Origin of the sequence: Pseudonocardia sp. 73-21, assembly GCF_001899645.1 — a bacterium.
Taxonomy (GTDB): domain Bacteria; phylum Actinomycetota; class Actinomycetes; order Mycobacteriales; family Pseudonocardiaceae; genus Pseudonocardia.
Genome location: NZ_MKVV01000033.1, coordinates 112274 through 135276, shown reverse-complemented (window position 1 = coordinate 135276; position 23003 = coordinate 112274). Strand labels below are relative to the sequence as shown.

Annotated in this window: 21 protein-coding genes and 1 pseudogene; 4 read left to right on the top strand and 18 right to left on the bottom strand. The window is 68.8% G+C overall.

Features of this window, described 5'->3' with window-relative positions; translation table 11 throughout:
- Nucleotides 1-104: 104 nt before the first annotated feature.
- Nucleotides 105-668 (top strand): alpha/beta fold hydrolase, encoded by a 564-nt coding sequence (locus BGP03_RS09615; protein ID WP_299736121.1) that lies wholly within the window; start codon nucleotides 105-107, stop codon nucleotides 666-668.
- Between the two features lie 50 nt (nucleotides 669-718).
- Here the strand turns inward: BGP03_RS09615 and BGP03_RS09610 are convergent, their stop codons facing one another.
- Genes BGP03_RS09610 through BGP03_RS09565 form a run of 10 tightly spaced genes read right to left on the bottom strand, consistent with a single transcriptional unit; the run spans nucleotide 719 to nucleotide 10609 of the window.
- Nucleotides 719-1483, bottom strand: a complete 765-nt coding sequence (locus BGP03_RS09610) for a hypothetical protein (RefSeq protein WP_296368684.1) — start codon at nucleotides 1481-1483, stop codon at nucleotides 719-721.
- Nucleotides 1480-2040, bottom strand: a complete 561-nt coding sequence (locus BGP03_RS09605; protein ID WP_296368685.1) for a hypothetical protein — start codon at nucleotides 2038-2040, stop codon at nucleotides 1480-1482. The genes BGP03_RS09610 and BGP03_RS09605 overlap by 4 nt, the downstream gene beginning before the upstream one ends.
- Nucleotides 2037-3299 (bottom strand): MlaD family protein, encoded by a 1263-nt coding sequence (locus BGP03_RS09600; RefSeq protein ID WP_296368687.1) that lies wholly within the window; start codon nucleotides 3297-3299, stop codon nucleotides 2037-2039. The genes BGP03_RS09605 and BGP03_RS09600 overlap by 4 nt, the downstream gene beginning before the upstream one ends.
- On the bottom strand, nucleotides 3299-4501 hold the full coding sequence (locus BGP03_RS09595; RefSeq protein WP_296368689.1) for an MCE family protein: 1203 nt from the start codon (nucleotides 4499-4501) through the stop codon (nucleotides 3299-3301). Before BGP03_RS09595 ends, BGP03_RS09600 begins: the two co-directional genes overlap by 1 nt.
- On the bottom strand, nucleotides 4501-5721 hold the full coding sequence (locus tag BGP03_RS09590; protein WP_296368691.1) for an MCE family protein: 1221 nt from the start codon (nucleotides 5719-5721) through the stop codon (nucleotides 4501-4503). The genes BGP03_RS09595 and BGP03_RS09590 overlap by 1 nt, the downstream gene beginning before the upstream one ends.
- Nucleotides 5718-6701, bottom strand: a complete 984-nt coding sequence (locus BGP03_RS09585; protein ID WP_296368693.1) for an MCE family protein — start codon at nucleotides 6699-6701, stop codon at nucleotides 5718-5720. Before BGP03_RS09585 ends, BGP03_RS09590 begins: the two co-directional genes overlap by 4 nt.
- Entirely contained in the window at nucleotides 6698-7765 is a 1068-nt protein-coding gene (locus tag BGP03_RS09580) for an MCE family protein (RefSeq protein ID WP_296368694.1), read from the bottom strand. Before BGP03_RS09580 ends, BGP03_RS09585 begins: the two co-directional genes overlap by 4 nt.
- Nucleotides 7762-8961, bottom strand: coding sequence for an MCE family protein (locus BGP03_RS09575; RefSeq protein ID WP_298800770.1), 1200 nt, complete (start codon nucleotides 8959-8961; stop codon nucleotides 7762-7764). The genes BGP03_RS09580 and BGP03_RS09575 overlap by 4 nt, the downstream gene beginning before the upstream one ends.
- On the bottom strand, nucleotides 8958-9821 hold the full coding sequence (locus BGP03_RS09570) for an ABC transporter permease (RefSeq protein ID WP_296368971.1): 864 nt from the start codon (nucleotides 9819-9821) through the stop codon (nucleotides 8958-8960). Before BGP03_RS09570 ends, BGP03_RS09575 begins: the two co-directional genes overlap by 4 nt.
- Nucleotides 9821-10609 (bottom strand): ABC transporter permease, encoded by a 789-nt coding sequence (locus BGP03_RS09565; protein ID WP_296368699.1) that lies wholly within the window; start codon nucleotides 10607-10609, stop codon nucleotides 9821-9823. Before BGP03_RS09565 ends, BGP03_RS09570 begins: the two co-directional genes overlap by 1 nt.
- A gap of 508 nt (nucleotides 10610-11117) precedes the next feature.
- Here BGP03_RS09565 and BGP03_RS09560 point away from each other — a divergent pair.
- Together BGP03_RS09560 and BGP03_RS09555 are read left to right on the top strand one after the other, a co-directional pair.
- Nucleotides 11118-11309 (top strand): annotated as a pseudogene (locus tag BGP03_RS09560) (IS481 family transposase); the annotation flags it as partial.
- A 184-nt stretch (nucleotides 11310-11493) separates the two neighbouring features.
- A complete protein-coding gene (locus tag BGP03_RS09555; protein ID WP_299736113.1) occupies nucleotides 11494-12762 on the top strand; it encodes an ISAs1 family transposase in 1269 nt (422 codons plus the stop codon).
- A gap of 265 nt (nucleotides 12763-13027) precedes the next feature.
- On the opposite strand, the gene BGP03_RS09550 is transcribed toward BGP03_RS09555, so the two are convergent.
- The 4 genes from BGP03_RS09550 to BGP03_RS09535 all read right to left on the bottom strand — a co-directional run bounded on the left by BGP03_RS09550 (nucleotide 13028) and on the right by BGP03_RS09535 (nucleotide 16582).
- Nucleotides 13028-14020: an NAD(P)/FAD-dependent oxidoreductase gene (locus tag BGP03_RS09550; protein ID WP_296368701.1), complete on the bottom strand. Its 993-nt coding sequence runs from the start codon at nucleotides 14018-14020 to the stop codon at nucleotides 13028-13030.
- Between the two features lie 22 nt (nucleotides 14021-14042).
- On the bottom strand, nucleotides 14043-14363 hold the full coding sequence (fdxA, locus tag BGP03_RS09545) for a ferredoxin (RefSeq protein WP_296368703.1): 321 nt from the start codon (nucleotides 14361-14363) through the stop codon (nucleotides 14043-14045).
- A 72-nt stretch (nucleotides 14364-14435) separates the two neighbouring features.
- Nucleotides 14436-15428, bottom strand: a complete 993-nt coding sequence (locus BGP03_RS09540) for a R2-like ligand-binding oxidase (RefSeq protein ID WP_296368705.1) — start codon at nucleotides 15426-15428, stop codon at nucleotides 14436-14438.
- Between the two features lie 47 nt (nucleotides 15429-15475).
- On the bottom strand, nucleotides 15476-16582 hold the full coding sequence (locus tag BGP03_RS09535; RefSeq protein WP_296368707.1) for an NDMA-dependent alcohol dehydrogenase: 1107 nt from the start codon (nucleotides 16580-16582) through the stop codon (nucleotides 15476-15478).
- 269 nt (nucleotides 16583-16851) lie between these two features.
- Between BGP03_RS09535 and BGP03_RS09530 the strand changes: the two genes are divergently transcribed.
- Nucleotides 16852-18054, top strand: a complete 1203-nt coding sequence (locus BGP03_RS09530; RefSeq protein ID WP_296368708.1) for a HAMP domain-containing sensor histidine kinase — start codon at nucleotides 16852-16854, stop codon at nucleotides 18052-18054.
- A gap of 12 nt (nucleotides 18055-18066) precedes the next feature.
- Here BGP03_RS09530 and BGP03_RS09525 read toward each other — a convergent pair whose 3' ends face one another.
- From BGP03_RS09525 to BGP03_RS09510, 4 genes are all read right to left on the bottom strand, one after another.
- Nucleotides 18067-19176, bottom strand: a complete 1110-nt coding sequence (locus BGP03_RS09525) for a peptidyl-prolyl cis-trans isomerase (protein WP_296368710.1) — start codon at nucleotides 19174-19176, stop codon at nucleotides 18067-18069.
- 109 nt (nucleotides 19177-19285) lie between these two features.
- Nucleotides 19286-20920, bottom strand: a complete 1635-nt coding sequence (locus tag BGP03_RS09520; RefSeq protein WP_296368712.1) for a long-chain fatty acid--CoA ligase — start codon at nucleotides 20918-20920, stop codon at nucleotides 19286-19288.
- 29 nt (nucleotides 20921-20949) lie between these two features.
- Complete coding sequence (locus BGP03_RS09515; RefSeq protein ID WP_296368713.1) at nucleotides 20950-21360, bottom strand: SCP2 sterol-binding domain-containing protein; 411 nt, start codon at nucleotides 21358-21360, stop codon at nucleotides 20950-20952.
- Between the two features lie 46 nt (nucleotides 21361-21406).
- A complete protein-coding gene (locus tag BGP03_RS09510) occupies nucleotides 21407-22906 on the bottom strand; it encodes an aldehyde dehydrogenase family protein (protein ID WP_296368974.1) in 1500 nt (499 codons plus the stop codon).
- Nucleotides 22907-23003: the final 97 nt, after the last annotated feature.

Below are 23003 nucleotides of genomic sequence, written 5' to 3'. Positions count from 1 at the left end.
CCGCCGCGTCGACGTCATCTACGCCATGCTCCGCGACCGCAAGCCCTACCAGCAGCCCATGCCCACCGAGCGGGACACCAGCCCCGCCGCCGCTTGACAACGACATAGAGACACCCCAGGTCCACCTCCTGGGCAACTCCCTCGGCGGCGGTACTGCGCTGCGCACCGCCCTCGACTACCCCAACCGCGTCGACCGCATGGTGCTCATGGGCCCCGCCGGCGGCACCCTGCCCGTGCTCTGTCCCGAACCCTCCGAGGGCCTCAAGACCCTCTTCGGCTTCTACGCCCCGCCGGGTCCCAGCATCGAGAAGATGCAACACCTCATCGAGGTCATGACCTACGCGCCCCACGACGTTCCACCCGGCCTGCTCGAGCAGCGCTACGCCGCCGCCACGGCACCTGACGCCGTCGACTACGTCACCCGCCTGTTCAAGACCTTCGGCGTCGCCGGCACCGGTGTCCCGGAGGAACTCTGGCGCGACGTGCACCGGATCCCGCACAAGACCCTGCTGACCTGGGGCCGCGACGACCGCGTCCTGCCCCTCGACGGAGCGTTCTTCATGCCCGACGCCCGCCTGCACGTCTTCCCCCGGTGCGGGCACTGGGCCCAGCTCGAACACCAGGCCGAGTTAGACGCCCTCACCACCACGTTCCTCACCGGGCCGTGACGTCGGTGGCGGAAGGGACGCAGACTCCCGCCACCGGGCCCGACACGGCTCTACTGGTTGGACGCGTCAGCGATGCGCCAGTGCCCGTCTACCTTCTGGGCGGTGACGACGAGCCGGGCGCCGTTGCCGGCCCCGTTCGGGACCTGTGTGTTGGTGATCTTCTGGTCGACGAAGACCAGCACCTCGGCGTGGTCGCCGTCCAGTTCGCGGACCGCGGAGGAGAGCACCGTCGCCGTGACCACCGCCCGCTGCTGCGGCGCCAGGTTCCGGACGGTGGCGAACTCCTGTCGGTAGCGGTCGGCGAACGTGCCGGTCACGACGTCCTGCGCGGCCCGCTCGTCGGCGTCGAGTGCGTCGTAGGAGTACCCGTAGGTGCGCTGCACGGCGGCGTTGATCTCGGAGATCACCTGGCCGGTGGCCTGGGGGTCGGTCAGGGCGGTGTTCGACGCCGGGCCGGTCAGACTTCCCGCCTCGACCTGCATGCCGACCGCGCCGGCCACGGCGAGCAACCCGACGACGACCGCCACGGCCGCTGTCCGGACCGGCCGCTCCAGCAACGCGCGGAGCGGACCGGCCAGGGATGACCTCATCCGCGTCCATCGGGCGGGCCGGACCCCTGCCGGCGTGTCGGGCGTCGTCGACGGGGCAGCCGTCGTCGTACGGTCGTCGAGCGCATGCGTGGCGGTTGCGGGTTCGTCGGTGTCGATGATGCCCCAGGCCTGCGTGACGATCTCCTCGTCGGTGACGTCGTCGGTGACGTCGTCGGGCTTGTCGACGACCTGCCCGGAAGGCGTCCGGCCGCTCGGCCGGTTCACTGGCCGACTCCGACCACGCGCACACCGCTGGCCTTCCAGCCCTGGTCGGTCTTGGTCATGACGATCTCCAGGCGCTGCCGGTTCGTCACCGGTTCGCCGGTCCGGGGGGTGGTGGTGATGTCGGTGGACACCAGGACGCTCGCCGTGCCGGCGCCGGGGTCGAGCGACTCGACGGCCGCGTAGACGGGCTTGGCCGCCGTGCTGCGCTGGGCCTGTTTGATGGTCGACACGAACGCCGGGCGGCTGCGCTGCAGCTCGGCCAGCAGCGGGCCGGTGGCGACCTGCTCCCACCTGTCCAGGCCGGCGTCGGCGTCCTGGGGTGACAGCGTGTTGAGCACGCCGGCGGCGTCCTGCGCAGCCTGCTGCACCGCATCACGGGCACGGGCCAGGGATGCCTGGTCCGAGGTGGCCGCGAGCGCGAGCACTGTCCCGAACGCGGCCGCGCACAGGATGCCGCACAGCGCGAACACCAGCGCAGCACCGGCGATCCGGCGAGGCCACGGCGACGCCGTGGTCGGCTCCGCGACCGTCGGGGGCGCTTCGTCGGTGAGTGTCATCGGTACTCCTCCAGCGGTCCGGAGACCGTCATCGGCGGCCCCTGCATTCCGGGCGATCCGGCGAGACCGGGTGTGCCGCGGTCGGATGAGGACGGCAGCGACGCCCCGGACGGCCGGAAGCCGCCGGGCACGGACGGTTCGGGGGCCGGCCCGTAGTCGGGAGCGTTGCCGTCGCCGCGGACACCGACGGACTGGGGGGACCTGTCGGTGCAGCGGGCTGCATAGTTGGTGGGCGTGTCGTTGGTCGTATCGGAGCCTGCCTGTCGCACGGTGCCCTCGTATCCCTTGGTGCAGATCGGCGGGTCGGCCAGGTTCACGTCGAGCTGAATGTTGCCGATGCCGTCCTGCGGTACGACGCTGAAGCTGACCGCCGACACGATCGGCAGCGTGACCAGCAGCTGGCGGATGCCGTCCTGGCGGGGCTCCACCAGCTTCGAGGTGGTGAGCAGGTCAGCGATCAGGCTCTCGGCCTGTGAGCCGGTGTCGGTGAGCACGCCGTCGACCTGGCCGGCCAGCTGCGGAAGCGTCTGCACGAGTCCGCGGATGTCCGGGTCGGACTTTTTGAGCTGCGCGGCCACGAGCCGCAGGTCCGAGCTGAACGACCGGATCTGCGGGGCCTTGTCGTTCTGCGTCTGGAGCACGGTTCGCGCGTCCCTGATCAGGGTCAGGGTGGGGTCCTTCGCGTCGATCGCGGCCTGGGTGAGGTCTTGGCCGTCGGTGACGAGCGTGCGCAGGGCGGGAGCGGTCCCGTCGAAGGCGACGCCGAGCTCCCGGACCACGGTGCTCAGGTCGTCGAGCGGGACGGAGCGCACCAGCGAGTCGGCGTCGGTGAGCAGCTTCTGCACCGGCAGTGGGGTACTCGTCCGCGACGCTGGGATGACCGAGCCCTGTTGCAGGTACGGACCGGAGTCGCTGGTGGGCCGCAGGTCGACGTACTGCTCGCCTACGGCGGACCGGTTGACGACGGCGGCCGCGGTCTGCGCAGGGATGTCGGGTCCGGTCCGGTCGAGCGAGAGCACGGCCCGGACCCCTCCGGGCCGCAGCTCGATCCGTTCCACGCGCCCGACGGGTGTGCCGCGGTAGGTCACCTCGGCGTTCTCGAAGATCCCGCCGGACTGGGCGAGGTCGACCGACACCTCGTATCCGCCGAAGCCGACGTAGCGGCCGAGGTCGGCGTAGCGGATTCCGGTGTAGCCGACCCCGAGCACCGCGATCAGGATGAACGCTGCGACCTGCAGCTTCACGGTTCTGGTCAGCATCAGTTCCCCCCGAGCAGCGTGCCGACGAGCCCACGTGCACCGCCGTCGGTGCCAGCCGCACCGCCGGGAGCGGCACCCCCGGTTCCGGGTAGAGCCGGCACGGGCAACAGAGGGATCGTGCCGGGCGAGGCTGGGGCGGGCTGCGGCACGCCCGCGGCCTGCGGACCGCCCAGCAGCCCAGGGTCGATCACGGGCTGCTGGCTGCGCCCGAAGTTGCCGAGGATGTCGGTGAGGTCGGCGGTGACCCGGATGTAGCCGTCGACATAGCTGCCCTGCTCCGCCTTGATGAAGTTGTCCTCGAACGGGTAGGTGGGCAGGACCGACAGGCTCTTCGCGATGTCGGTGGCCGAGGCGGAGAGCTCGTTGAGTGTCGGGCTGAGCCGCCGCAGGTCGCCGACGAGGTCGGCCTGGCTCCGGTTGATCACACTGACGCCGACGTCGCTGAGCCGGTTGAGCGACGACAGCATGCCGACCAGCTCCGTGCGCTGCGACTCCAGCACCTGCAGCCCGGGGCCGATGTTCTCCAGGATGTCGGAGATCTGCGCGGTACGACCGCGCAGCTGCCCGCTGAGCCGGTCGAGCGAGTCCAGCGCGCGGACGATCTCCGACTTCTGCTCGTCCAGCCCGCCGACGAACGTGTTGACGTCGTCGAGCAGGCCACGGACCTGCGTCTCGTTGCCAGCCAGGGCTGCGTTGACCTCGCGGGAGATGGTCCGGATCTGCTCCAGGCTGCCGCCGTTCAGCACGGCCGAGAGCGCGCCGAGCACCTCCTCGACCTCGACCCCGCGGTCGGTGCGGGCGACCGGCACCACCGAGTCGGCGGCCAGTGCGTTCGCCTTGCTGCCTTCTGTGGGCTGGTTGATCGAGATGTACTTCTCGCCGAGCAGGCTGGTCTGCTGCAGCGTGAACGTGGCGTCCTTCGCGATCGTCACGTCCTTGGGCAGCTTGATCACCACGTCGGCGAGCCAGCCGGTGTCGGAGAGGTTCACCGCATCGACCTGGCCGACCTCGACCCCGTCGACCTTGACCATCGACTTGGGCACGAGGTCCAGCACGTCCTGGAACTGGACGGTTACCGTGTAGGGGTCGCTGCCCAGGTCGGCCCCACCGGGCAGCGGGAGGTCGTAGACGCTGCCCGCGCTGCAGCCGGCGAGGAGGGCGACCACGGGAACCGCCACCAGCATCCGTCGGAGGCGGTTCATCAGTTCCCCTTGTTCGGCTGGTAGAGGCTGGACTCGTCCCCGCCCGGCTGCGGGAACAGCGACAGCGGGAGCTTCGAGAGGTCCCCGGAGTGCACCGCCGTGAGGACCTCATTGCCGGTCGGGAGCTTCACGGTGCCGTCGATCAGCTTCTGCACGGGTCGGCAGAGGTTCTCGACCTGCTCCATGCCCTTGGTCGACGGGTTCGGGATCAGCCGGTCGGCCACGTCGCACGCGGTCAACAGCGGCGGGTAAGACAGTTCGTTGACGTCGAGCCGGGCGTGCAGGGTGCCGCTCGACGGGTCGTAGGTGTTGAGCAGGTTGTTGAAGGCCATCGGCCCGACGTCGAGCAGCGAGGCGATCGCGTCGCGCTGCTGGACGAGCACCTGCGTGACCGATGTCAGCTTCCCGACGTCGGTGTGGAGAGCACCGCGGTTATCGCGGACGAAGTCCGCCAGCGTCCCCAACGCCGTCGCGCCCTCCTTCAGCGCCGCGTCGAGCTTCGGGCGGTCGTCGGAGAGGAACCGGCTCACGTCGGCGATCTGGTCGGTGAACTGGCGCACGTCGCCGTCACTGCCCCTGAGCGTGCTGGTGAACTTCTGGAGGTTCTCCACGCTGCCGAACAGGTCGTCCTTGGACCCGTCGAGCGTGCGGGTGGCGCCGGCCAGCTGGGTGATCGTCTGGTTCAGGGCGGCGCCGTTGCCGTCGAGGTTCTGCGCGCCGACCTTCAGCAGGTCCGAGAGCGCGCCGTCCTTATTGGCGCCGTCGGGCCCCAGGCTGGTGGCGAGCTTGTCGGCCGAGTCGGCGATGTCGTCGAGCTCGACAGGTACGGCGGTGCGGGCGATCGGGATCACTGCGCCGTCCGCCATCTTCGGGCCGCCCGTGTACACTGGGGCGAGCTGCACGTAGCGATCTGCCACCAGGGTCGGGATGACGACCGCGGCCTTCGCGTCGGCCGGTACGTCCCAGCCCTTGTCGACGTGCAGCACCACCTGCACCTGTGCGCCCTGGGGGGTCACCGTCGAGACCGACCCGACGGGCACCCCCAGCATGCGGACGTCCGAGCCCGGGTAGAGGCCGACCGTGGAGGTGAAGTACGCCGTGACGGTCATGCCGCCCGAGCCGCCCAGCACGACGGCGACGGTGGCTGCCGCCACCACGGCGACGGCGATCAGTGCGACGGTCCTCGACCGTTTGCCGAGGAGAGAGACGAAGGTGGTCACAGCGTGCACCCCGCGGAGTTGATCGGGCCGACCGACGGCGGCACGATGTTGCAGAAGTAGGCCTCGAACCAGCGGCCGTTGCCGACGATGTTGGCGCCGACCCGGATCACCGGGGCCAGCCGCTGGATGCCGAGGTTGAGGTTGTCGCGGTTGTTCTGCAGGATCGTGGTGACCCGGTCGAGCTGGGCCAGCGCCGGGCCGATCTGCTGCTGGTTGTCGGCGACCAGTCCCTTGAACTGTTCGGACATCCGGCGGGCGCCGTCCAGGAACTGGTCGATCGCGTCCTCGCGCTTGCGGAGCTCACCGAGCAGCAGGTTGCCGTCGACGAGCAGCTTCGCGAAGGTCTGGCTGCGGTCAGCCAGGACGCCGGTGACGTCGTGTGTGTTGGCCAGCAGGCTGCTCAGCTGGTCGTCGCGGCTGGAGATGGTCGTGGACAACCGGGAGAGACCGTCCAGCGCACCCTTCACCTGAGAGGGCGAATCCGCGAACGTCTCGGAGATCGTGCGCATGCTCGCCGCGAGCTGGTCGGTGTTCAGCTGCCCGACCGTCTGCTGGAGGCCGCTGAGCGCCTGCACCACGTCGTAGGGGGATCTGGTCCGGTCCAGCGGGATGGTGGCACCCGGGACGAGCGGTGCCTGACCGGCCGGCTGAATGGAGAGATACTTCTGCCCCAGCAGGTCCTTGACCTCGATCGAGGCCGAGCTGCGGTCGCCGACCCACGCCCCGTCCGCGGTGAAGGTGACGTCCACGCGGTCGGACGACAGCGCGATCGACCTGATCCGGCCGACCTTGACCCCGGCCACCCGGACCTCGTCGTCGCTGCGCAGCCCGGCCGCCTCGGAGAAATCGGCGTGATAGCTCGGGCCGGAGCCGACGACCGGCAGGTCGTCGATGAAGAAGGAGCCCAGCGCCAGCCCCACGATGACGACCAGTCCGATGATCGCGGCCGGCACCTTGTTGCCCTCGGTCAGGGATCTCATTGTTCGGAGCACCTCGGCTGCGGCGCCAGCACGGTGGCGTTCGGGTAGATGTCGGTGAGCTGTACCGGCTTGACCCCCATGGCCGACCAGCCGACCTGGGCGGAGACCGAGCACAGGTACAGCGAGAAGAAGCTGCCGCCCTGGCTGAACGCGCGCACCATCTTGTCCGCCTTGATCGGCAGGTTGTGCAGCGCGGAGTCGACGAGGTGCTGCTGGTCGGCAAGTCGCGCGGACAGCGTGCCCAGCGAGCCGATGTCGTCCTTGAGCGCGGGCCGGGACTCCGCGAGCAGTCCCGCGGTGGTGTCGGTCAGCTCGCCCAGTGCGGCGATCGCGTCCCCGATCGGCTGCCGGTCCTGGGCCAGGCCGCTCACCAGCTGCTGGAGCTGGGTGAGCACGTCCCCGAGTTCCGTGTCGTGGTCGGCGACCGTTTTCATGACCTGGTCGAGATTCGTGATCACCTCGCCGATCACCTTGTCGCGGTCGGCGAGGGTCCCGGTGAGGCTCGACACCCGCGACAGCAGGCTGCGGATCGTCCCGCCCTCCCCCTGGAGCACCTGGATGATCTCGTAGGAGAGCTGGTTGACGTCGTCGGGCGACAGCGCCTGGAACAGCGGCCGGAACCCGTTGAGCAACGCGGTGAGGTTCAGCGGCCCGGTGGTCCGCGACATCGGGATCACCGCTCCGGGCTCCAGGGGCGGGGCCGTGGTCGGCGCCCCCGGCGAGATGGCGACGTAGCGCTGCCCAACCAGGTTGCGGTACCGGATCGCCATGGTGGCGTCGGCCGGCAGCCGGCGGTCGGTCAGGACGCTGAACGCGACCTCGGCGACGTCCTGGTCCACCACTCTGATGCTTTCGACGGTGCCCACCCGGACACCGGCGATCCGCACGTCGTCGCCCTCGTTCAAGCCGGTGGCGTCGGCGAACCGGGCGAGGTAGGACGACCGGTCGCCGCCGCTGTAGTTCGTGATCACCAGGGCCAGCCCGGTGGTTGCGACGGCCGTGACCGCGATGAACACGATCATCTTGACCAGCGGCGACACCACGCCGCGCAGGTCGATCCTCATCGTCCGCCTCTCAGGGTGTTGGCCAGCGGATCCCGCTCGCTCTGGTAGCGCTCGGGCAGCGGGTGGTTGGACCCGTCCTTGACGGGGCCGCCGGGGGTCGAGTACTCGGGGTGCTCGCCGCCGGCGTACTGCGACGCGTTGACGTCGGCAGGCGGCGGCGGCGCACAGCGCGGGCCGCGGTCGTCTTGGTATTTCGCCTCGTCCTGACCGGGGAGGTACTTCCCGCGGCTGCCGCCGACCTCGAGGTCGAGGTAGAGCCCGGGGTGCGCCCGACCCGCGCCCCAGAGTCTGCTCAGCCGTTCGTCCATCACCGCGAAGTTGGCGAAGGTGCACGGGAACTCCGGTGAGTACCGCGCGAGCAGCCCGAGCGTCGGGTTGGCCGCGGAGGCGAGGTCGACGATGTTGTCCTGGTTGAGCGACAGGAAGCTGGTTAGGTCGCTGGAGGCGTGGCTGACCAGCGGGTACATGCCGGCGAGCTGGTCTCGCAGCTGGGCCACCGTCTGGCTGGTCACCGTCAGGTCGTCGGCGGCGTTGATGAGGTCGGGCGCCGCGGTCGAGTAGGTGTCGGCGACGTCGGCCAGGCCGCTGATGTCGGACTTGATGTCGGGGAGCGCCGTGTTCAGGTCCGCCACATACCGCTGCAGCAGGACCGCGGTCTGTCCGAGGCTCCTGCCGTGGCCGGACAGCGCGCTGGAGACCGCATTGAGGGTCATCGACAGGTCCTGCGGCCGCACCTGCCGCAGCAGCGGCAGCAGTCCGTCGAGGACCCGCTGGAACTCGATGGCGCTCGAGGACCGGTCGACCCCAATGACAGAGCCGGCCCGCAGCGGCGTCGTGGTGCTCGGCCCCGGCTGCAGCGCGACGTAGCGCGGCCCGAACAGGGTCTTCGGGATCAGCTGGGCCGAGACGTTGCCCGGGATCTCCTTGATCGAGTCGGGCTGCATGGCCAGCTGGACGTCGACCAGGCCGCCCTGGTAGCTGATCGAATCCACCGACCCGACGATCATGCCGTTGAGCTTGACGTCGGCGGCCGTGGCGAACTGGTCCGGCAACGAGGTGAGCTGCAGCGTGACCGGGACGGTGGCGGTGAACCGCTTCTGGTACAGCGCGACGGTCAGCGCGACGCTCCCGACCACGAGGGCCACGAACAGCATGCCCATCAGGCGCACCCGGAGTCCGTGTGGCGTCCCGCTCATCCCGCGATCCGCACGGTCGTGGTGGAGCCCCAGATGGCCAGGCTCAGCAGCAGGTCCAGCACGGTGACCGACACCAGCGAGGCGCGGACCGCCTGACCCACCGCCACCCCGACGCCCGCCGGGCCGCCCTGCGCGTTGTACCCGGCGGCGCAGTGCAGCATGACCACGACGACTGCGAAGATCAGCACCTTGCCGAACGACCAGAGCACGTCCTCCGGTGGCAGGAAGAGGTTGAAGTAGTGGTCGTAGGTACCGGCCGACTGCTGGTAGAACAGTGTGGTCACGATCTGCGACGAGCCGTAGGACGCGACCAACCCGATCACGTAGAGCGGGACCACGGCGATCAGGCCCGCGATGATCCGGGTGGTGATCAGGAACGGCAGGCTGGGCACGGCCATCACCTCGAGCGCGTCGATCTCCTCGGAGATCCGCATCGCACCCAGTTGTGCGGTGAACCCGCAGCCCACGGTGGCCGAGAGCGCGATCCCGGAGACTAGCGGGGCGATTTCGCGGGTGTTGAAGTAGGCGGTGATGAAGCCGGTGAGGGCGGCGGCTCCGATCTGGTTGAGCGCGGCGAAGCCCTGCAGGCCCACCACGCTGCCGGTGAAGAAGCACATCGCGGTGATCACACCGACCGTGCCGCCGATCACGGCGAGCGCACCGGAGCCGAAGCTCACCTCGGCGAGCAGCCGCACGATCTCGCGCTTGTAACGCTGCACGCTGCGCGGCATCCAGCCCAGCGCCTTGACGTAGAAGAGCAGCTGGGTGCCCATGCGGTCGAGCGCCCGGCCGGGGGCGCCGGCCGCCCGGAGCAGCCGTGGGTCGATCAGGGACCTGATGTTGTCGCGCTCGGTCACCATCACGAACCCTTCGCCGGAACGACCTGCAGGTAGATCGCGGTGATCACCAGGTTGAACAGGAACAGCAGCAGGAACGAGATGACCACGGACTGGTTCACCGCGTCCCCGACCCCCTTGGGCCCCGGTGGGGTGTTCAGGCCCCGGTAGGAGGCCACGACGCCGGCGATGATCCCGAAGATCGCCGCCTTGAGCTCGCCGACCCCGAGGTCGGACAGCTGCGCCAGGGCGGAGAACGAGGCGATGTACGCCCCCGGCGTCCCGCCCTGCAGCACGACGTTGAAGAAGTAGCCGCCCAGTACCCCGACCACGCTGACCATGGCCGAGAGCACGACCGCGACGAGGGTGGCGGCGAGCACCCGGGGCACGACGAGCCGCTGGATCGGGGAGATGCCGAGCACCTCCATCGCCGCGATCTCCTCGCGGATGGTCCGTGAGCCGAGATCGGCGCAGATCGCCGAGCCGCCGGCCCCGGCGATCAGCAGCGAGGTGACGACCGGTGCGGCCTGCTGCACGATCGCGAGCACGCCCGCCGAACCGGTGAACGACTGGGCACCGAGCTGCTCGGTCAGCGACGCGAGCTGCAGCGCGATGACGGCGCCGAACGGGATCGACACCAGCGCCGCGGGAAGCATCGTCACGCTCGCGACGAACCACGACTGCTGGATGAACTCCTTGGTCTGGAACGGGGGCTTGAACAGCATCCGGAACACCGCTGCACCGAGGGCGAACAGCTGCCCGATCTCCTGCAGCGCGGCCCGGCCGGGGAACTGCCTCGTCGCCGATGTCAAGGTCCTGTCCTAAGTCTCAGCCGGTCCACCGTGACCGTGATGCTCAGCACAACGCGCGGGGCCGAGGTTGGATACGTCGAACTTCGCGGAGAGACCCGACTGGGTTAACGGGCGTTCACATGAGGGCCCGCCCTCACCAGCCGAAACGGATGACAGGGTCACTGCCGGTGAACATCACGGTAGCGCCCCGCCTCATGCACAGCGCCTGCCGCAACAGCGGCGAGCCCTGTTTCGACAGGTGCCCGGGCGAGCGCGTGTTGCCCGAGGAGTAGCTGGTGATGTCGATCCGGCGTGGCGGACGGTGTCGCGGGAACGAGCGAAGCGTCGCGCGTCGCCCATCTCGCACCAGATCACCCGCCCCGGTCAGCGGACCGACATCCTACTCGGCCTGCACCGCCCGGCAACCGGGCCGCCGCCCGCCCGCTACGGGGCCGTCACGGCAGTCGGGGTACCGGTGGAAGACCCACGTTGGCAAGATGAAGCGCCGATGCACCTGTGGCAGAGAGCGGAAGGGCGAGAATGCAAGATGGTCACCGGCATTGACGATCACTCCCGCTACGGGGTGATCGCCGCAGCGGTGGCGGTGCCCAACGGGAGAGCGGTCTGCGACGTGTTCGCCGCGGCAATGGCCGATCACGGGCTCCCGTCGGAGGTACTGACCGACAACGGGAAGCAGTTCACCAGCCGATTCACAAAGCCCCGATCGGCCCAGGGCCCCGGCGTTGTTGATCTTTGAGTGATATGTCCGGTCCTGGGCTGAGGGTGGGCCCGGGTGTCGAGGTGAGCGCGGCTCCTGATGATCTTTCAGGTGTCAATGCCGAAAGTTCGTCTCAGGAGCCGCGCCCGTGTCGTCATCTTCGTCGATCAGTCCTGTCCTCGGCCAGTTGGGTGAGCTGGCAAGGGAGGATGGTCAGGTCGGGGCCGGCCCGGCGGTTCCGATGTCGTCGCTGGTCACGCGGTTGTCGAGGGTGGTTGATCGGCGGAATCGGCGCGGGCGGCGCCATGACCTGGTAGTGATCTTGGCGTTGGCGGCGTGCGCGACGCTGGTCGTGGGCAACGACTCGGTGGCGGCGATCTGGCAGTGGTCGGCAGGGGCCTCACAGGAGGTGCTGGCTCGGCTGGGAGCGCGTCAGGACCCGTGGCGTGGCCGGTACGTGGTGCCCAGTGAACGCACGTTCCGCCGGGTGTTGGGCGGTCTGGATGGTGCGGGCCTGGACCGGGAGACCTGCGGGGTCGCGGCCGACGTGGTCCGCGGGGTGGCTGCGGCCCCGGTGCTGCCCGCCGCGGAGGGCCCGCCTGAACGTGAGCAGCGCCGCGCGGCGCAGCGTGCGATCGACCATTCGGTCCCGCTGGGGTTGCTGCCCGCCATAGCGGTGGACGGCAAGGCCCTGCGTGGGGCCCGCACCGGCACCGGCGGGCGCGCGTTCCTGCTCGGTGCGATCTCCCACGCCAGCGGGGTGGTCCTGGCCCAGCGTCAGATCCCGGACAAGAAGGGCGAGGCCGGTCAGGTCGAGGCGCTGCTCGCCGGGTTGGACACCGCCGGGATGGTCTTCACCCTGGATGCGTTGCACACCACGAAGAAGTCCGCCCGCCTGATCACCGACGACCTGCACGCCCACTACCTGCTCATTCTGAAGGGCAACCAGCCGCTCACCCGCGCCGCGGCCCGCGCTGTGCTGACCGGGCCCGATACGGACTGGGCCGCGACCAGCGCAGTCGAGAACGATCGTGGCCACGGCCGCGTCGAACGCCGCCAGATCCGCACCACCGACGCCGACGACACCCTGTTCCCGGGGGCCCGGCAGGTCTTCCGCCTGCGCCGCGACGTCGGCGGGCTCGACGGCGTCTGGGACACCAAGGAGATCATCCACGGGATCACCAGCCTCCCGGCCGGGCTCGCCGGCCCCGCGCAACTCAACCACTATCAGCGTCAACACTGGACGGTGGAGAACCGTCTGCATTGGACTCGTGATGTCACCTTCGGCGAGGACAAATCACAGGTCAGGACCGGCACAGCCCCCCGCGCCCTCGCCGGCTTCAGGAACCTGACGATCAACACCTTCCGGCTGGCGGGGCGCGCCAACATCGCCCACGCCCGCCGCGACCCTGCACGACCACGACACCGTCTTCGCCGTCTACGGCATCTAACCTAAACGATCAAATCGGGCAAATGATCACAACGCCGGGGCCCTGCCGATCGGCCGAGGTGCTGTTCGAGCGGATCTGTCGGGAGAACGGCATCACCGCCCGGTCGACCAAGCCGCGCTCGCCCACGACGACCGGTGAGATCTCTGAAGACTGTGCCCTGGTGCTGCACCCGTCCGACTCTCGCGCCAAGGGGGTCCCGCCATATGTCACCTTTCGCGGATTTCGGGGCCGACTGTCGCCTACAAGATCAACCTTGACGAAAGCCCGAGGTTAGATCGGAAGGGGAACGGCGTCGCTGGAGTGCCCCGGCGCGAGGGAGGACGTGGGGTTGATCTCCACCGCAGCATTGTTCACCGCCGTGGCCACCTCCCCGAAACCCACCGCGATGAGCTTGACCTTGCCCGGGTAGGCGGTGACGTCGCCGGCCGCGAAGACACCGGGCAGGTTGGTACGCATGCTGGAGTCGACCCTGATCGACCGTCCGTCGAGATCCAGACCCCAGTCCTTGATCGGCCCGAGGTTCATCAGGAAGCCGAGGGCGGCCACGATGACCTGAGCCGGCAGCACCTCTGGATCAGCGCCCTTGGCCAGCACCTCCAACCCGTCGACCACGCCGTTGCCCCGCACCGCGGTGACGGTGGCGTCCAGCACGAGCCGGCAGGAACTGGCTCGGAGTCGGCGGACGGAGTGCTCGTGGGCCCGGAACTCCTGTCTGCGATGCACAAGGGTGACCGATGTCGACCTCGGCAGTGCGGCGAGCGCCCAGTCGACTGCGGAGTCACCCCCGCCGACGATCACGACATCCTTGCCGTCAAGGACGTCCAGCTTCGGGACAAAGTAGCGAAGGCCCTTGTCGAGGTACTGCTCCGCCGAGCAGGGCAACTGTCTCGGGGTGACGGCCCCGACTCCGCTGGTGATCACGATCGCCGCGGCGTGGATGGAGCGTCCGACGGCGGTGACGACGGTCCACCCGGCATCGCGTCGCCGCAGCTCCTGAGCCTGCTCGCCCAGGAGGTAGACCGGATCGAACTGCGCCGCCTGACTGGCGAGGCTCTCGATCAGCGTCTGTCCCTGTATGGCGGGCAGCCCGGCCACGTCGTAGATGTTCTTCTCCGGGTAGATCGCGCTGACCTGCCCTCCGAGCTGCGGCTGGGCATCGAGCACCGCTACCCGCAGCCCACGGAAGCCCGCGTAGTACGCACCGTAGAGGCCAGCCGGGCCGGCGCCGATCAGCAGCAGGTCGACATCGATGTCATCGGGCATGACACGCTCTCCTTCGTGGAGGTCAGTCGTCGTCCTTTTCGAAACCGGCTACGAAGTCGGTGTCGGTCAACGGGTGGTCGATGTTGGACGATCCGCCAGGTGACCCGACCTCGTCGAACATCGCCTTCGCCGACGCCTGGAACAGCCTCCACGGCTCGGTGGCCTGCTGGGCGGACACGATCGCCTCAACCGGGCACACCGGCTCGCAGGCCGCGCAGTCGATGCACTCCGTAGGGTGGATGTACATCATCCGTCCGCCCTCGTAGATGCAGTCGACCGGGCACTCCTCGATGCACGACTTGTCCTTGACGTCGACGCAGGAACCACCGATCACGAAAGCCACAAGCACTCCTCGGTTGGAAGCGGGTGGCAGGCGCTGGTGGGCGCCTACCACCCGCGGGTAGGTCTGTCGGGATCAGGCGCTCGCGCCGACCAGGGCCTCCCTGATCTGCTTGTCGTCCTCGTCGCCGAACCGATCCTCCATCTCCATCGGCGAGTAGTCCTCGTCGATGGAGTACACGTCCTGTCCGCGGGCGCTCTCGATGGACTCCATCCGCCGGTTCACTTTGTCCAGCGCGTAGTCGCTCATCTCGTCGATCGAGATGCCGAACGGAACGGGGACGCCCTCCTTCTCGTACTCGTCGAACAGGCCTACGATCAGCTGAAGGGATGCTGGCAGCAGTTCCTGCATCCGCTCGTCGACCACCTCCCAGTTCTTGTCGTCGGCCGCGACGTGGCGCCGGCAGGTGAACGTGCCCCAGGCCATGTGGCGGCGCTCGTCGTCACCGATGAGCTTCACCAGTCGCTGCATGCCCGGCAGGATGTTACGGCTGGCACAGACCCTTGCCCAGGCGAAGTAGCCGGTCAGTGCCAGCGTCCCCTCCACCACGTGGTTGTAGGTGACGGAGGCCCGGATCTGGTTGGCCGGGCTGGGGTCGTCCTGCAGGGCGAACAGAGACTTCGGCAACTCCTGCTTGAAGATCACGTCGTAGGCCGAGCCGTACTCCACGTGGCTGTGCAGGTCACCGGTCTCGCCGATCGCGTTGAACCAGAGCCGGAAACCCTGCATGTGCTTGGCCTCCTCGAAGATGAACTGGGTGAGGTAGGCCTCATCCGACAGCCGCCCCTCAGCAGCCATCGCGTGGCAGAAGGGTTGGAGGTCCTGGGTCACCGACTCCTCACCGGCCATGAACTGGGAGGCGAGCACCAGTGTCATCCGCTTCTCGTCATCGGTCATCGCGGCGAAGTCGGCGGCGTCCTGGGAGAAATCAATGTCCTCTGGGTTCCAGAACTTCTTGTTGCCCTTGCGGAAGAGGCGCATAGGGAACGACTCCATGCGGAGCCCCGTCTCGGTCAGGCTTCCCCAGCCGGTGCGCTTGTTGTGCTCGATGATGCGATCGATAGGCATGGTCCGGTTCTCCTACGGTCGTGGTGGTGTTCTGCCTCTTGCCGGTGTCAGTAGCGGATGAGGCCTCGGATGTTGCGACCCTCGCGCATGTCCTCGTAGCCATCGTTGATGTCCTCGAGCCGGTACTCGCGGGTGATCAGCTCGTCGAGCTTGAGCTGACCGGTGTTGTAGAGCTCCAGCAGCCGTGGGACGTCGTGCTGGGCATTGGACGAGCCGTAAAGGGCCCCGCGGATCTGCTTCTCGTAGAGCGTCATCTCCAGCAGGGACGCCGTGATCGTGGTTTCCTCGGGATGCCCGATCGCGGTGATGATCACTTTGCCGCGCTTGCCGACCAGAGCGAGCGCAGATCCCGTGTAGGCACCCTCGGCCACGTCCGTCGTCATGATGCAGGAGTCGGCAAGCTGGCCGCGGGTCAGCTCGCTCACGACCTTCCAGGCGGCGTCGGCCGACGGCGCGACGTGGGTGGCGCCGAACTCGCGAGCGCGTTTGCGCTTATACTCGACCGGGTCGACGGCCACGATGTAGCGCGCACCAGCGATGCGAGCGCCCTGGATGGCGTTCATCCCGATGCCGCCTGCACCCAGCACGACGACCGTGTCGCCGGCCTTGACCTCGGCGGAGCGCACCGCACTTCCGTAGCCGGTGGTGACCCCGCATCCGATCAGCGCAGCCTTGTCGAGCGCCGTTCCCTTGTCGACCTTCACGACCGACGCCACCGGCACAACCGTGTACTCGGAGAATGTGCCGAGCAGGCACATCTGCCCGACGTCCTCGCCCCGGGCGTGGAACCGATAGGTGCCGTCGAGCTGCGGGCCCATCATCAGCGCGGCGCCGAGGTCGCAGAGGTTGGTGATACCGCGCGCGCAGTACGAACACCGCCCGCACGACGGCAGGAAGGTCAGCACGACCGGATCGTCGATCTCGAGATCGTCGACGCCCTCTCCGATCTCCACGATGGTGCCCGCACCTTCGTGCCCGCCAACGACCGGCAGCGGGATCGGCAGATCGCCGGTGACCAGGTGCTCGTCGGAGTGACAGAGCCCGCTGGCCGTCAGCTTGACGAGGACTTCGCCGTGGCCGGGAGGATCCAGGTCGATCTCTTCGACCTCCCATTTCTGCCCGAGACCCCAGAGCAAAGCGGCCTTGGTCTTCATCGGCACAACTCCTCACCGTCGAGATGTTCTATGCAGATAGTCACAATCCTGGAGGGAGTCGTCAGCGGGCTACGCGCGCCATCGATGGCCCGCCGGGGCCAGGATCGGGCCGTGGTCGGCACTCGTGGACCGCGCGCCTCCCGCGCCCGACCCCCTACAGTTCTGCCATGTCCTTCCCGTCCACCACCGGGCACCCTGATGACGACCGGAAGTCGGGTGCGCGTGGACGTCCCGACGACCTGCTCGTACTCGGCATCAGGGTGGCCGTCGTGCTCTCCCTGCTCGTGCTGGTGTTTCTTCTCGACGACACGGAACGGGCCGGCTTCCGCGCGATCGGACCCTTGATGGGGGTTGCCGCCGCCTACGCAGGAGTCCTATTGGTCGCCCGCCTGATCGGGCTGCCGGCGCCGCCGACCTGGCTCGTCAGCGGGACTGACTCGGTACTTGCGCTGATCGCCTGTGGGCTCACTGGCGGGTCGCAGAGCCTCGCTGTCGCGGTGCTGCCGATCGTGGTCATCGCGGCGAGCCTTCGGGCCGAGTCCCGGTGGGGTGCGGGGGTAGCTGTGGCGCTCGGCGCGGGCTTCACCGTGGCCGGGCTACTCGTCGCCTCCGGCGCCGGGATCGAACGCAGGATCCTGACCGGGCTCTGGTGGATGCTGTACCTGCTCGCCACTGCTGCTCTCGTCGGCGTCTTCACCCGCCGGTTGCGCCGCGGCTACGAGCTGACCGCCGAGTCACGGGCGGAGGCGATCGCCGAGCGGGCGGCACTCGCCGAGGAGCGCGACCTGCGCGCACGGGTCCTAGAGTCTCAGCAGGCGAGACTGGACGGATTGCGCGTGATTCTCCACGAGTTCCGGACACCTGTTGTCTCGATGTCGGCGCTCGCCCGGGATGCGACCCGCAGCAACGGCGCTCAGCCGGTTGCGCCGGCATCCCTCGCCCTGATCTCGGCGCATGCGCAGCATCTGGAGGACATGCTGGACGGCCTCGCCGACGTGGCGATCACCGACGGGAGTCCGGTCGGCCGGGTCCGGGCGCGGACGGTCCGGTTGGCGGATCTCGCGGCCGAGGTCTTCGACGGCGCGGGCGTCGACCCGGCCCGCCGGTCCGTGTCCGTGCGGCCCGCCGGTTCATCGGTCATCTGTGACCCGCAGCGCCTGCGGAGGGTACTTGTGAACCTTACCGAGAACGCCGGCCGGGTGAGCAAGCCCGAACCCGTCGAGATCGCCATGGCCCGCGAGGGCAGCGACCTCGTCGTCGAGGTCCGTGACAGAGGCCCGGGGCTGCCTGCCGACCAGCTGGGCGTCGTCACCAGCAAGTACACCAGCCTCGGCGACAGGAAGGGCACCACCGGTCTGGGCCTCTGGATCGTCGAACAGCTGACGACGGCGATGGGGGGCACGTTGACACTGGCGCCCCGTCCCGGGGGTGGCCTCGTCGCCCGTCTCGCACTGCCGATGCTCTGGGCCTGAGGAGGAGTGAACCTAGCCATGCGGGAGTGCCGGTGTTCCATCCGTGGGAAGGGGGTCCGGGTCCGCTGGGCGGTAGGCGTCGGAGTACTCGACATGTGCGTCCCGCATCCGGCGCTGCAGCCAGTCCTGCCAGGCGGGCAGCGTGCGCTCGGCCTGTAATCGCCGGCGTAGGGCCGGAGCCGCCTGCTCGAAGGTCAGCGGGGCCGGAGCGACGATCGCCTCCACCCGACCGACGTTCCAGCCACGAGACCCGTTCACCGGTCCGTAGAGCTGGCCGACGCCGACGCCGACGGCGAAAGCGGCGGCGGCGACCGGGCTCTCCAGATCGGTCCTCGTGACCTCGCCCAGCCAGCCACCCCTGCTCCGGGTCACGGCGTCGAGGCTGCTCGTGGAGGCGACTTTCTCGAACGGCTCGCCCGCTTTCAACCGGTCCAGGGCCGCCAGCGCGGACGGCCGATCGATCAGCACGATGTTGCGCAGGCTCCGCTTCTCGGGGGTGCCGAGCGAGCTGCGGCGCTGGTCGAAGGCCACCCGCAGATCCTCGTCGCTGACAGAAGGGGTGCCGACCACCTTCGACATCAGCTCGGTGACCGCGAGTTGCCTGCGGATCTCGTCCTGCACGGCGTCAATCGACGTGCCCGCGGCCGCGAGGGCCTCAACGAAGGTGTCGGTGCCACCAACACCGAAGAAGCGGGCCACGTACGCGCTGGTCGCCTGGTCGACCTCCTGTTGCGGCACGGTGATCTGCTCGTCCGACACCGCACGGTCCAGGACGTCACTGACGGCCACCGACTTGGCCACCTCACGCCGGAACGCGTCCGCCTGGGCCGGATCCGCCGGTGGTGACAGTCCGTAGAGCGCGTGCAGTGTCGCGATCCGGTCGTCGAGCTGATCGATCGTCGTGACCTCGCCGTTCGCCCGGAAGGCGGCGCCCGAGGGGAGCTCCGTGGACTGCCACCACACCGCGCCGAGGACCACCAGCACCACCACTATCAAAACGCACCCGATGCGCACCCGCAGGAGATCGGTCGGGTTCCGCGGACGACCGCCCTCGTCCGCGGCCGTTCTAGGCGGCCCCGTCGGGTCAGCGGTCGGTTGATCGGTGTGCGGAACGCGGGGCATCGGTGCCCTCCTGTCGTCGGCGTCGCATCACCGACGCCCGGACAGAGCCTTCCGGTACGAGAGGCTCCCGGTCGGTCCAACGGCCGACCGGAGCAGAGGATGCGACCACTCAGGCCCGGGAGGAGTTCTCGACCGTCAACTCACCGTCCGCATACTGTTGGCGGAGGACCTTCTTGTCGAACTTGCCGGTGCCGGTGAGCGGCACCGCGTCGATGAACGACCAGCTGTCGGGCAGCCACCACTTCGCCACCCTGTCGCTCAGGAACTCGCGGAGCTCGTCCGGCGTCGCCGCAGCGCCCGGCTTGCGCACGACCGCGGCCAGCGGGCGCTCCTGCCACTTCTCGTCCGGAACCCCGATGACTGCAGCCTGCAGGACATCGGGGTGGCCGATCAGCTCGTTCTCCAGCTCCACGGACGAGATCCACTCACCACCGGACTTGATGACGTCCTTGGCTCGATCGGTGAGTGTGATGAACTGGGCCGGATCGATCAACCCGACATCACCGGTGCGCAGCCACCCGTCGTGGAACTTCTCCGAGTCCTCCCCGCCGTAGTAGCTCGCGGTGACCCACGGTCCACGCACTTCGAGCTCACCGACGGACTTGCCGTCGTGCGGCATCACCAAGCCGGTGTCGTCGACGATGCGGGCTTCCACACCGGCGACGACTCGCCCCTGGGTCCCGCGCAGGCGCATGGCCTCCTCAGCGGACAACCCGGCCGGGGCGAGTGCCACCGCGGCGAGCGGCGAGGTCTCGGTCATTCCCCACGCCTGCACGATGCGGATGCCGAGTTCGTCGAACGCCGTCATCAGCGATCGCGGCACCGCGGACCCGCCGCAGGCCACCATCTTCAGCGAGCTCAGGTCGTGACCCGGGTTGTCCCGGACGTAGTTGAGGATGTCGTTCCAGATCGTCGGCACCGCACCCGACATCGTCGGCCGCTCGGCCTCGATCATCGCGACCAGCGGTGCCGCTTGCAGGAACGGCCCGGGCAGCAACAGCTGCGCCCCGGCCATCATCGCGGCATAGGGCAGCCCCCAGGCATTGGCGTGGAACATCGGCACGATCGCGAGGACTGTGTCGTCGTAGGCGATGCCGAGGGCATTGTGCGTACAGGCCGCCTGGGAGTGCAGCCACATGGAGCGATGACTGTAGACGACCCCCTTCGGGTTGCCGGTCGTGCCGCTCGTGTAGCACATCGCTGCTGCGCTGGTTTCGTCGACCACCGGCCAATCGAAGGTCGGGGCCTGCGCGGCGAGCACCTCATCGTAGCGCAGCACCTCTTTCCCGTGTCCCTCCAACACGGAGGTGTCGCCGCTGCCGGCGACGAGCACGGTGTGGACCGTGCCCATCTCCGGCAGCGCGCGGGCGAGCAGTGGTACGAGAGTGTCGTCGACGATGACGACCCGGTCCTCGGCGTGGCCCGCGATGTAGGACAGCTGGTGGGGAGGGAGGCGCAGGTTCAGCGTGTGCAGCACCGCACCCATAGAGGGCACCGCCGCGTAGGCCTCGAGGTGCTCCTGGTTGCTCCACTGGAACGTTGCAACCCGCTCGTCACCCGTGATCCCGAGGTCTCGCAGCGCGTTGGCCAGTTGCGCGGACCGCTCCCCCAGCTCGGCGTAGGTACTCCGGCGTGACGAGCCGGGCGTCACCGCGGTGATCACCTGCCGGTCGCCGTGGACCGAGGCCGCATGCCGCAGCACGGACGCGACGGTCAGCGGGAAGTCCTGCATGGTGCTCTTCACGATCGCTCCTCTCGTGACGCCGGGACCCGTCAGGCGTTGACGAGGTCAACGCGGCCGGCCTCGGTCAGCATCTTCTCGTACTCGGGGAATAGGACCTTTGCCGTCGGGATGAGCTTGAGCAGCTTCGGCACCGGGCCCTTGGCCCGCACGGTGCCACGCGCCATCGCGACCGAGAGATTGACCTTCCCGAGCCAGAACTTGTTGCCCGTGTCGGCAGTCATGAACAGTTCCACGTTGGGCTCGGCGGTGCTGCCCGCTCCGGTCACGACCGTCTTCTCTGCCATGTCAACCGTGACGGTGGCATCTGGGTCGGTGTAGTGGATGCGCAGGACCACGCCCGAGCCGGCGAGCTTGTCGGCCAGGCCCTCCTTCTTCGTCGCGACCTCGAAGATGCCGCCGAGGTAGGTGTAGACCTCGGTCTCGTCCTTGAACACGCCCATGTGCATTCTCCTTCAGTGGTGGGACATCCGTGCCGGGTGAGAGCAGTCAGTCGAGACTGACCCACACCGACTTGGTCTGGGTGAAGCCGAGCAGCGACTCCTCGCCGAGGTCGCGGCCATAACCCGAGGCTTTGTAGCCACCGAACGGCGCCGCCGGGTCGAGCATGTTGTACTGGTTGATCCACACGGTGCCCGCCTGCAGCTGGTGGGCGACACGGTGGGCGCGTTTGACGTCGCCGGTCCACAGCCCGGCGGCGAGGCCGAACTCGCTGTCGTTCGCGCGCCGCAGCACCTCTGCCTCGTCGTCGAACGCGAACACCGACAGCACCGGCCCGAATATCTCCTCGCGGGCGATGCGCATGTCGTCGCGTACCTCGCTGAAGACAGCCGGGGTGAGGAAGTTTCCGGCGGCGAGGTCGCCGTGGGGGCGCTGCCCGCCGCAGACCAGGGTCGCGCCCTGCTCGGTGCCGGACCGCAGGTAGCCCTCCACCCGGTCGCGCTGCACCGGCGAGATCAGCGGGCCCATCTCAGTGCCGTCGGCCAGACCGTGTCCGAGCTGGATATCACGTGCCGCCGACTCGAGCACGGCGAGCATCTCGTCGTGCACGCTGCGGTGCACGAACAGCCGGGACCCCGCGCAGCAGACCTGACCCTGATTGAGGAAGATGCCGGTGAGCGCGCCCTCGGCCGCCCCCGCGAGGTCGGCGTCCGGGAAAACGATGTTGGCTGACTTGCCGCCCAGCTCGAGCGTCAGCTTCTTCAGACTCGCGGCGCTGGCTGTGACGATCCGCTGCCCGGTCGCAGTGGAACCGGTGAAGGAGATCTTCGCAATCCCCGAGTGCTCGATCATGGCCTGACCGGCCTCGTGGCCGTAGCCCGTCACGAGATTGACCACACCGGGCGGGATCCCGGCCTCGTTCACGAGCTCCACCAGGCGCAACGCCGACAGCGAGGTGAGCTCGGAAGGTTTGAGCACCACGGTGTTCCCGGCGGCCAATGCCGGCGCCAGCTTCCACGACGCGATGAGGAGCGGAAAGTTCCACGGCACGATCAGGCCGACGACGCCCAGCGGCTCGCGCCGGGTGTAGGCGAAGGACGTACCGACGGGCGGTGACACCGGCAGGGTCTGGCCGCCGATCTTGGTGCACCACCCCGCGTAGTAGCGCCAGATCTCCGCAGCGATCCCCACGTCGAGGAACATCGACTCGGTAAGCGGCTTGCCGTTGTCGAGGGTCTCGAGCGTGGCGAGCTCCTCGGCGTGGTCCTCGATCAGTGCAGCGATGTCGTAGAGGATGCGCGCACGGGCCGCGGCGCTGAGGTCCTGCCAGGACCCCAGAGCCCGGGTGGCGGCGGACACCGCGCGGTCGACGTCAGCGGCGCCCCCTGCGGCGATCGACGCGATGGCCTCTCCGGTGGCGGGGTCGTGGGTGTCGATCAGCTCGCCGGATGCCGACGGGCCAGGCTTGCCACCGATGACGATGCTCTCACCCGCCCGGGACAGGACGTCCCGAATGCCGTCGATGGACTCCGACACCACTGATGTCATCGCTGACTCGCTCCTCACCCCGCTGTGACCGCCACTACAGTCATGCAGAGACTGGCGGACGGCCACCGTCCCGAGTACCGGCGGCGCGGGCCATCCG

What these genes read in the sequence shown, in the direction of transcription:
- BGP03_RS09550 (WP_296368701.1), bottom strand. Translation starts at nt 14,020, where the DNA reads ATGCCCGATGACATCGATGTCGACCTGCTGCTGATCGGCGCCGGCCCG.
- BGP03_RS09580 (WP_296368694.1), bottom strand. Translation starts at nt 7,765, where the DNA reads ATGAGGATCGACCTGCGCGGCGTGGTGTCGCCGCTGGTCAAGATGATC.
- BGP03_RS09575 (WP_298800770.1), bottom strand. Translation starts at nt 8,961, where the DNA reads ATGAGCGGGACGCCACACGGACTCCGGGTGCGCCTGATGGGCATGCTG.
- BGP03_RS09600 (WP_296368687.1), bottom strand. Translation starts at nt 3,299, where the DNA reads ATGCTGACCAGAACCGTGAAGCTGCAGGTCGCAGCGTTCATCCTGATC.
- BGP03_RS09515 (WP_296368713.1), bottom strand. Translation starts at nt 21,360, where the DNA reads ATGGGCGTGTTCAAGGACGAGACCGAGGTCTACACCTACCTCGGCGGC.
- BGP03_RS09535 (WP_296368707.1), bottom strand. Translation starts at nt 16,582, where the DNA reads ATGAAGACCAAGGCCGCTTTGCTCTGGGGTCTCGGGCAGAAATGGGAG.
- BGP03_RS09540 (WP_296368705.1), bottom strand. Translation starts at nt 15,428, where the DNA reads ATGCCTATCGATCGCATCATCGAGCACAACAAGCGCACCGGCTGGGGA.
- BGP03_RS09595 (WP_296368689.1), bottom strand. Translation starts at nt 4,501, where the DNA reads ATGAACCGCCTCCGACGGATGCTGGTGGCGGTTCCCGTGGTCGCCCTC.
- BGP03_RS09570 (WP_296368971.1), bottom strand. Translation starts at nt 9,821, where the DNA reads ATGGTGACCGAGCGCGACAACATCAGGTCCCTGATCGACCCACGGCTG.
- BGP03_RS09510 (WP_296368974.1), bottom strand. Translation starts at nt 22,906, where the DNA reads ATGACATCAGTGGTGTCGGAGTCCATCGACGGCATTCGGGACGTCCTG.
- BGP03_RS09525 (WP_296368710.1), bottom strand. Translation starts at nt 19,176, where the DNA reads ATGCCCCGCGTTCCGCACACCGATCAACCGACCGCTGACCCGACGGGG.
- BGP03_RS09605 (WP_296368685.1), bottom strand. Translation starts at nt 2,040, where the DNA reads ATGACACTCACCGACGAAGCGCCCCCGACGGTCGCGGAGCCGACCACG.
- BGP03_RS09585 (WP_296368693.1), bottom strand. Translation starts at nt 6,701, where the DNA reads ATGAGATCCCTGACCGAGGGCAACAAGGTGCCGGCCGCGATCATCGGA.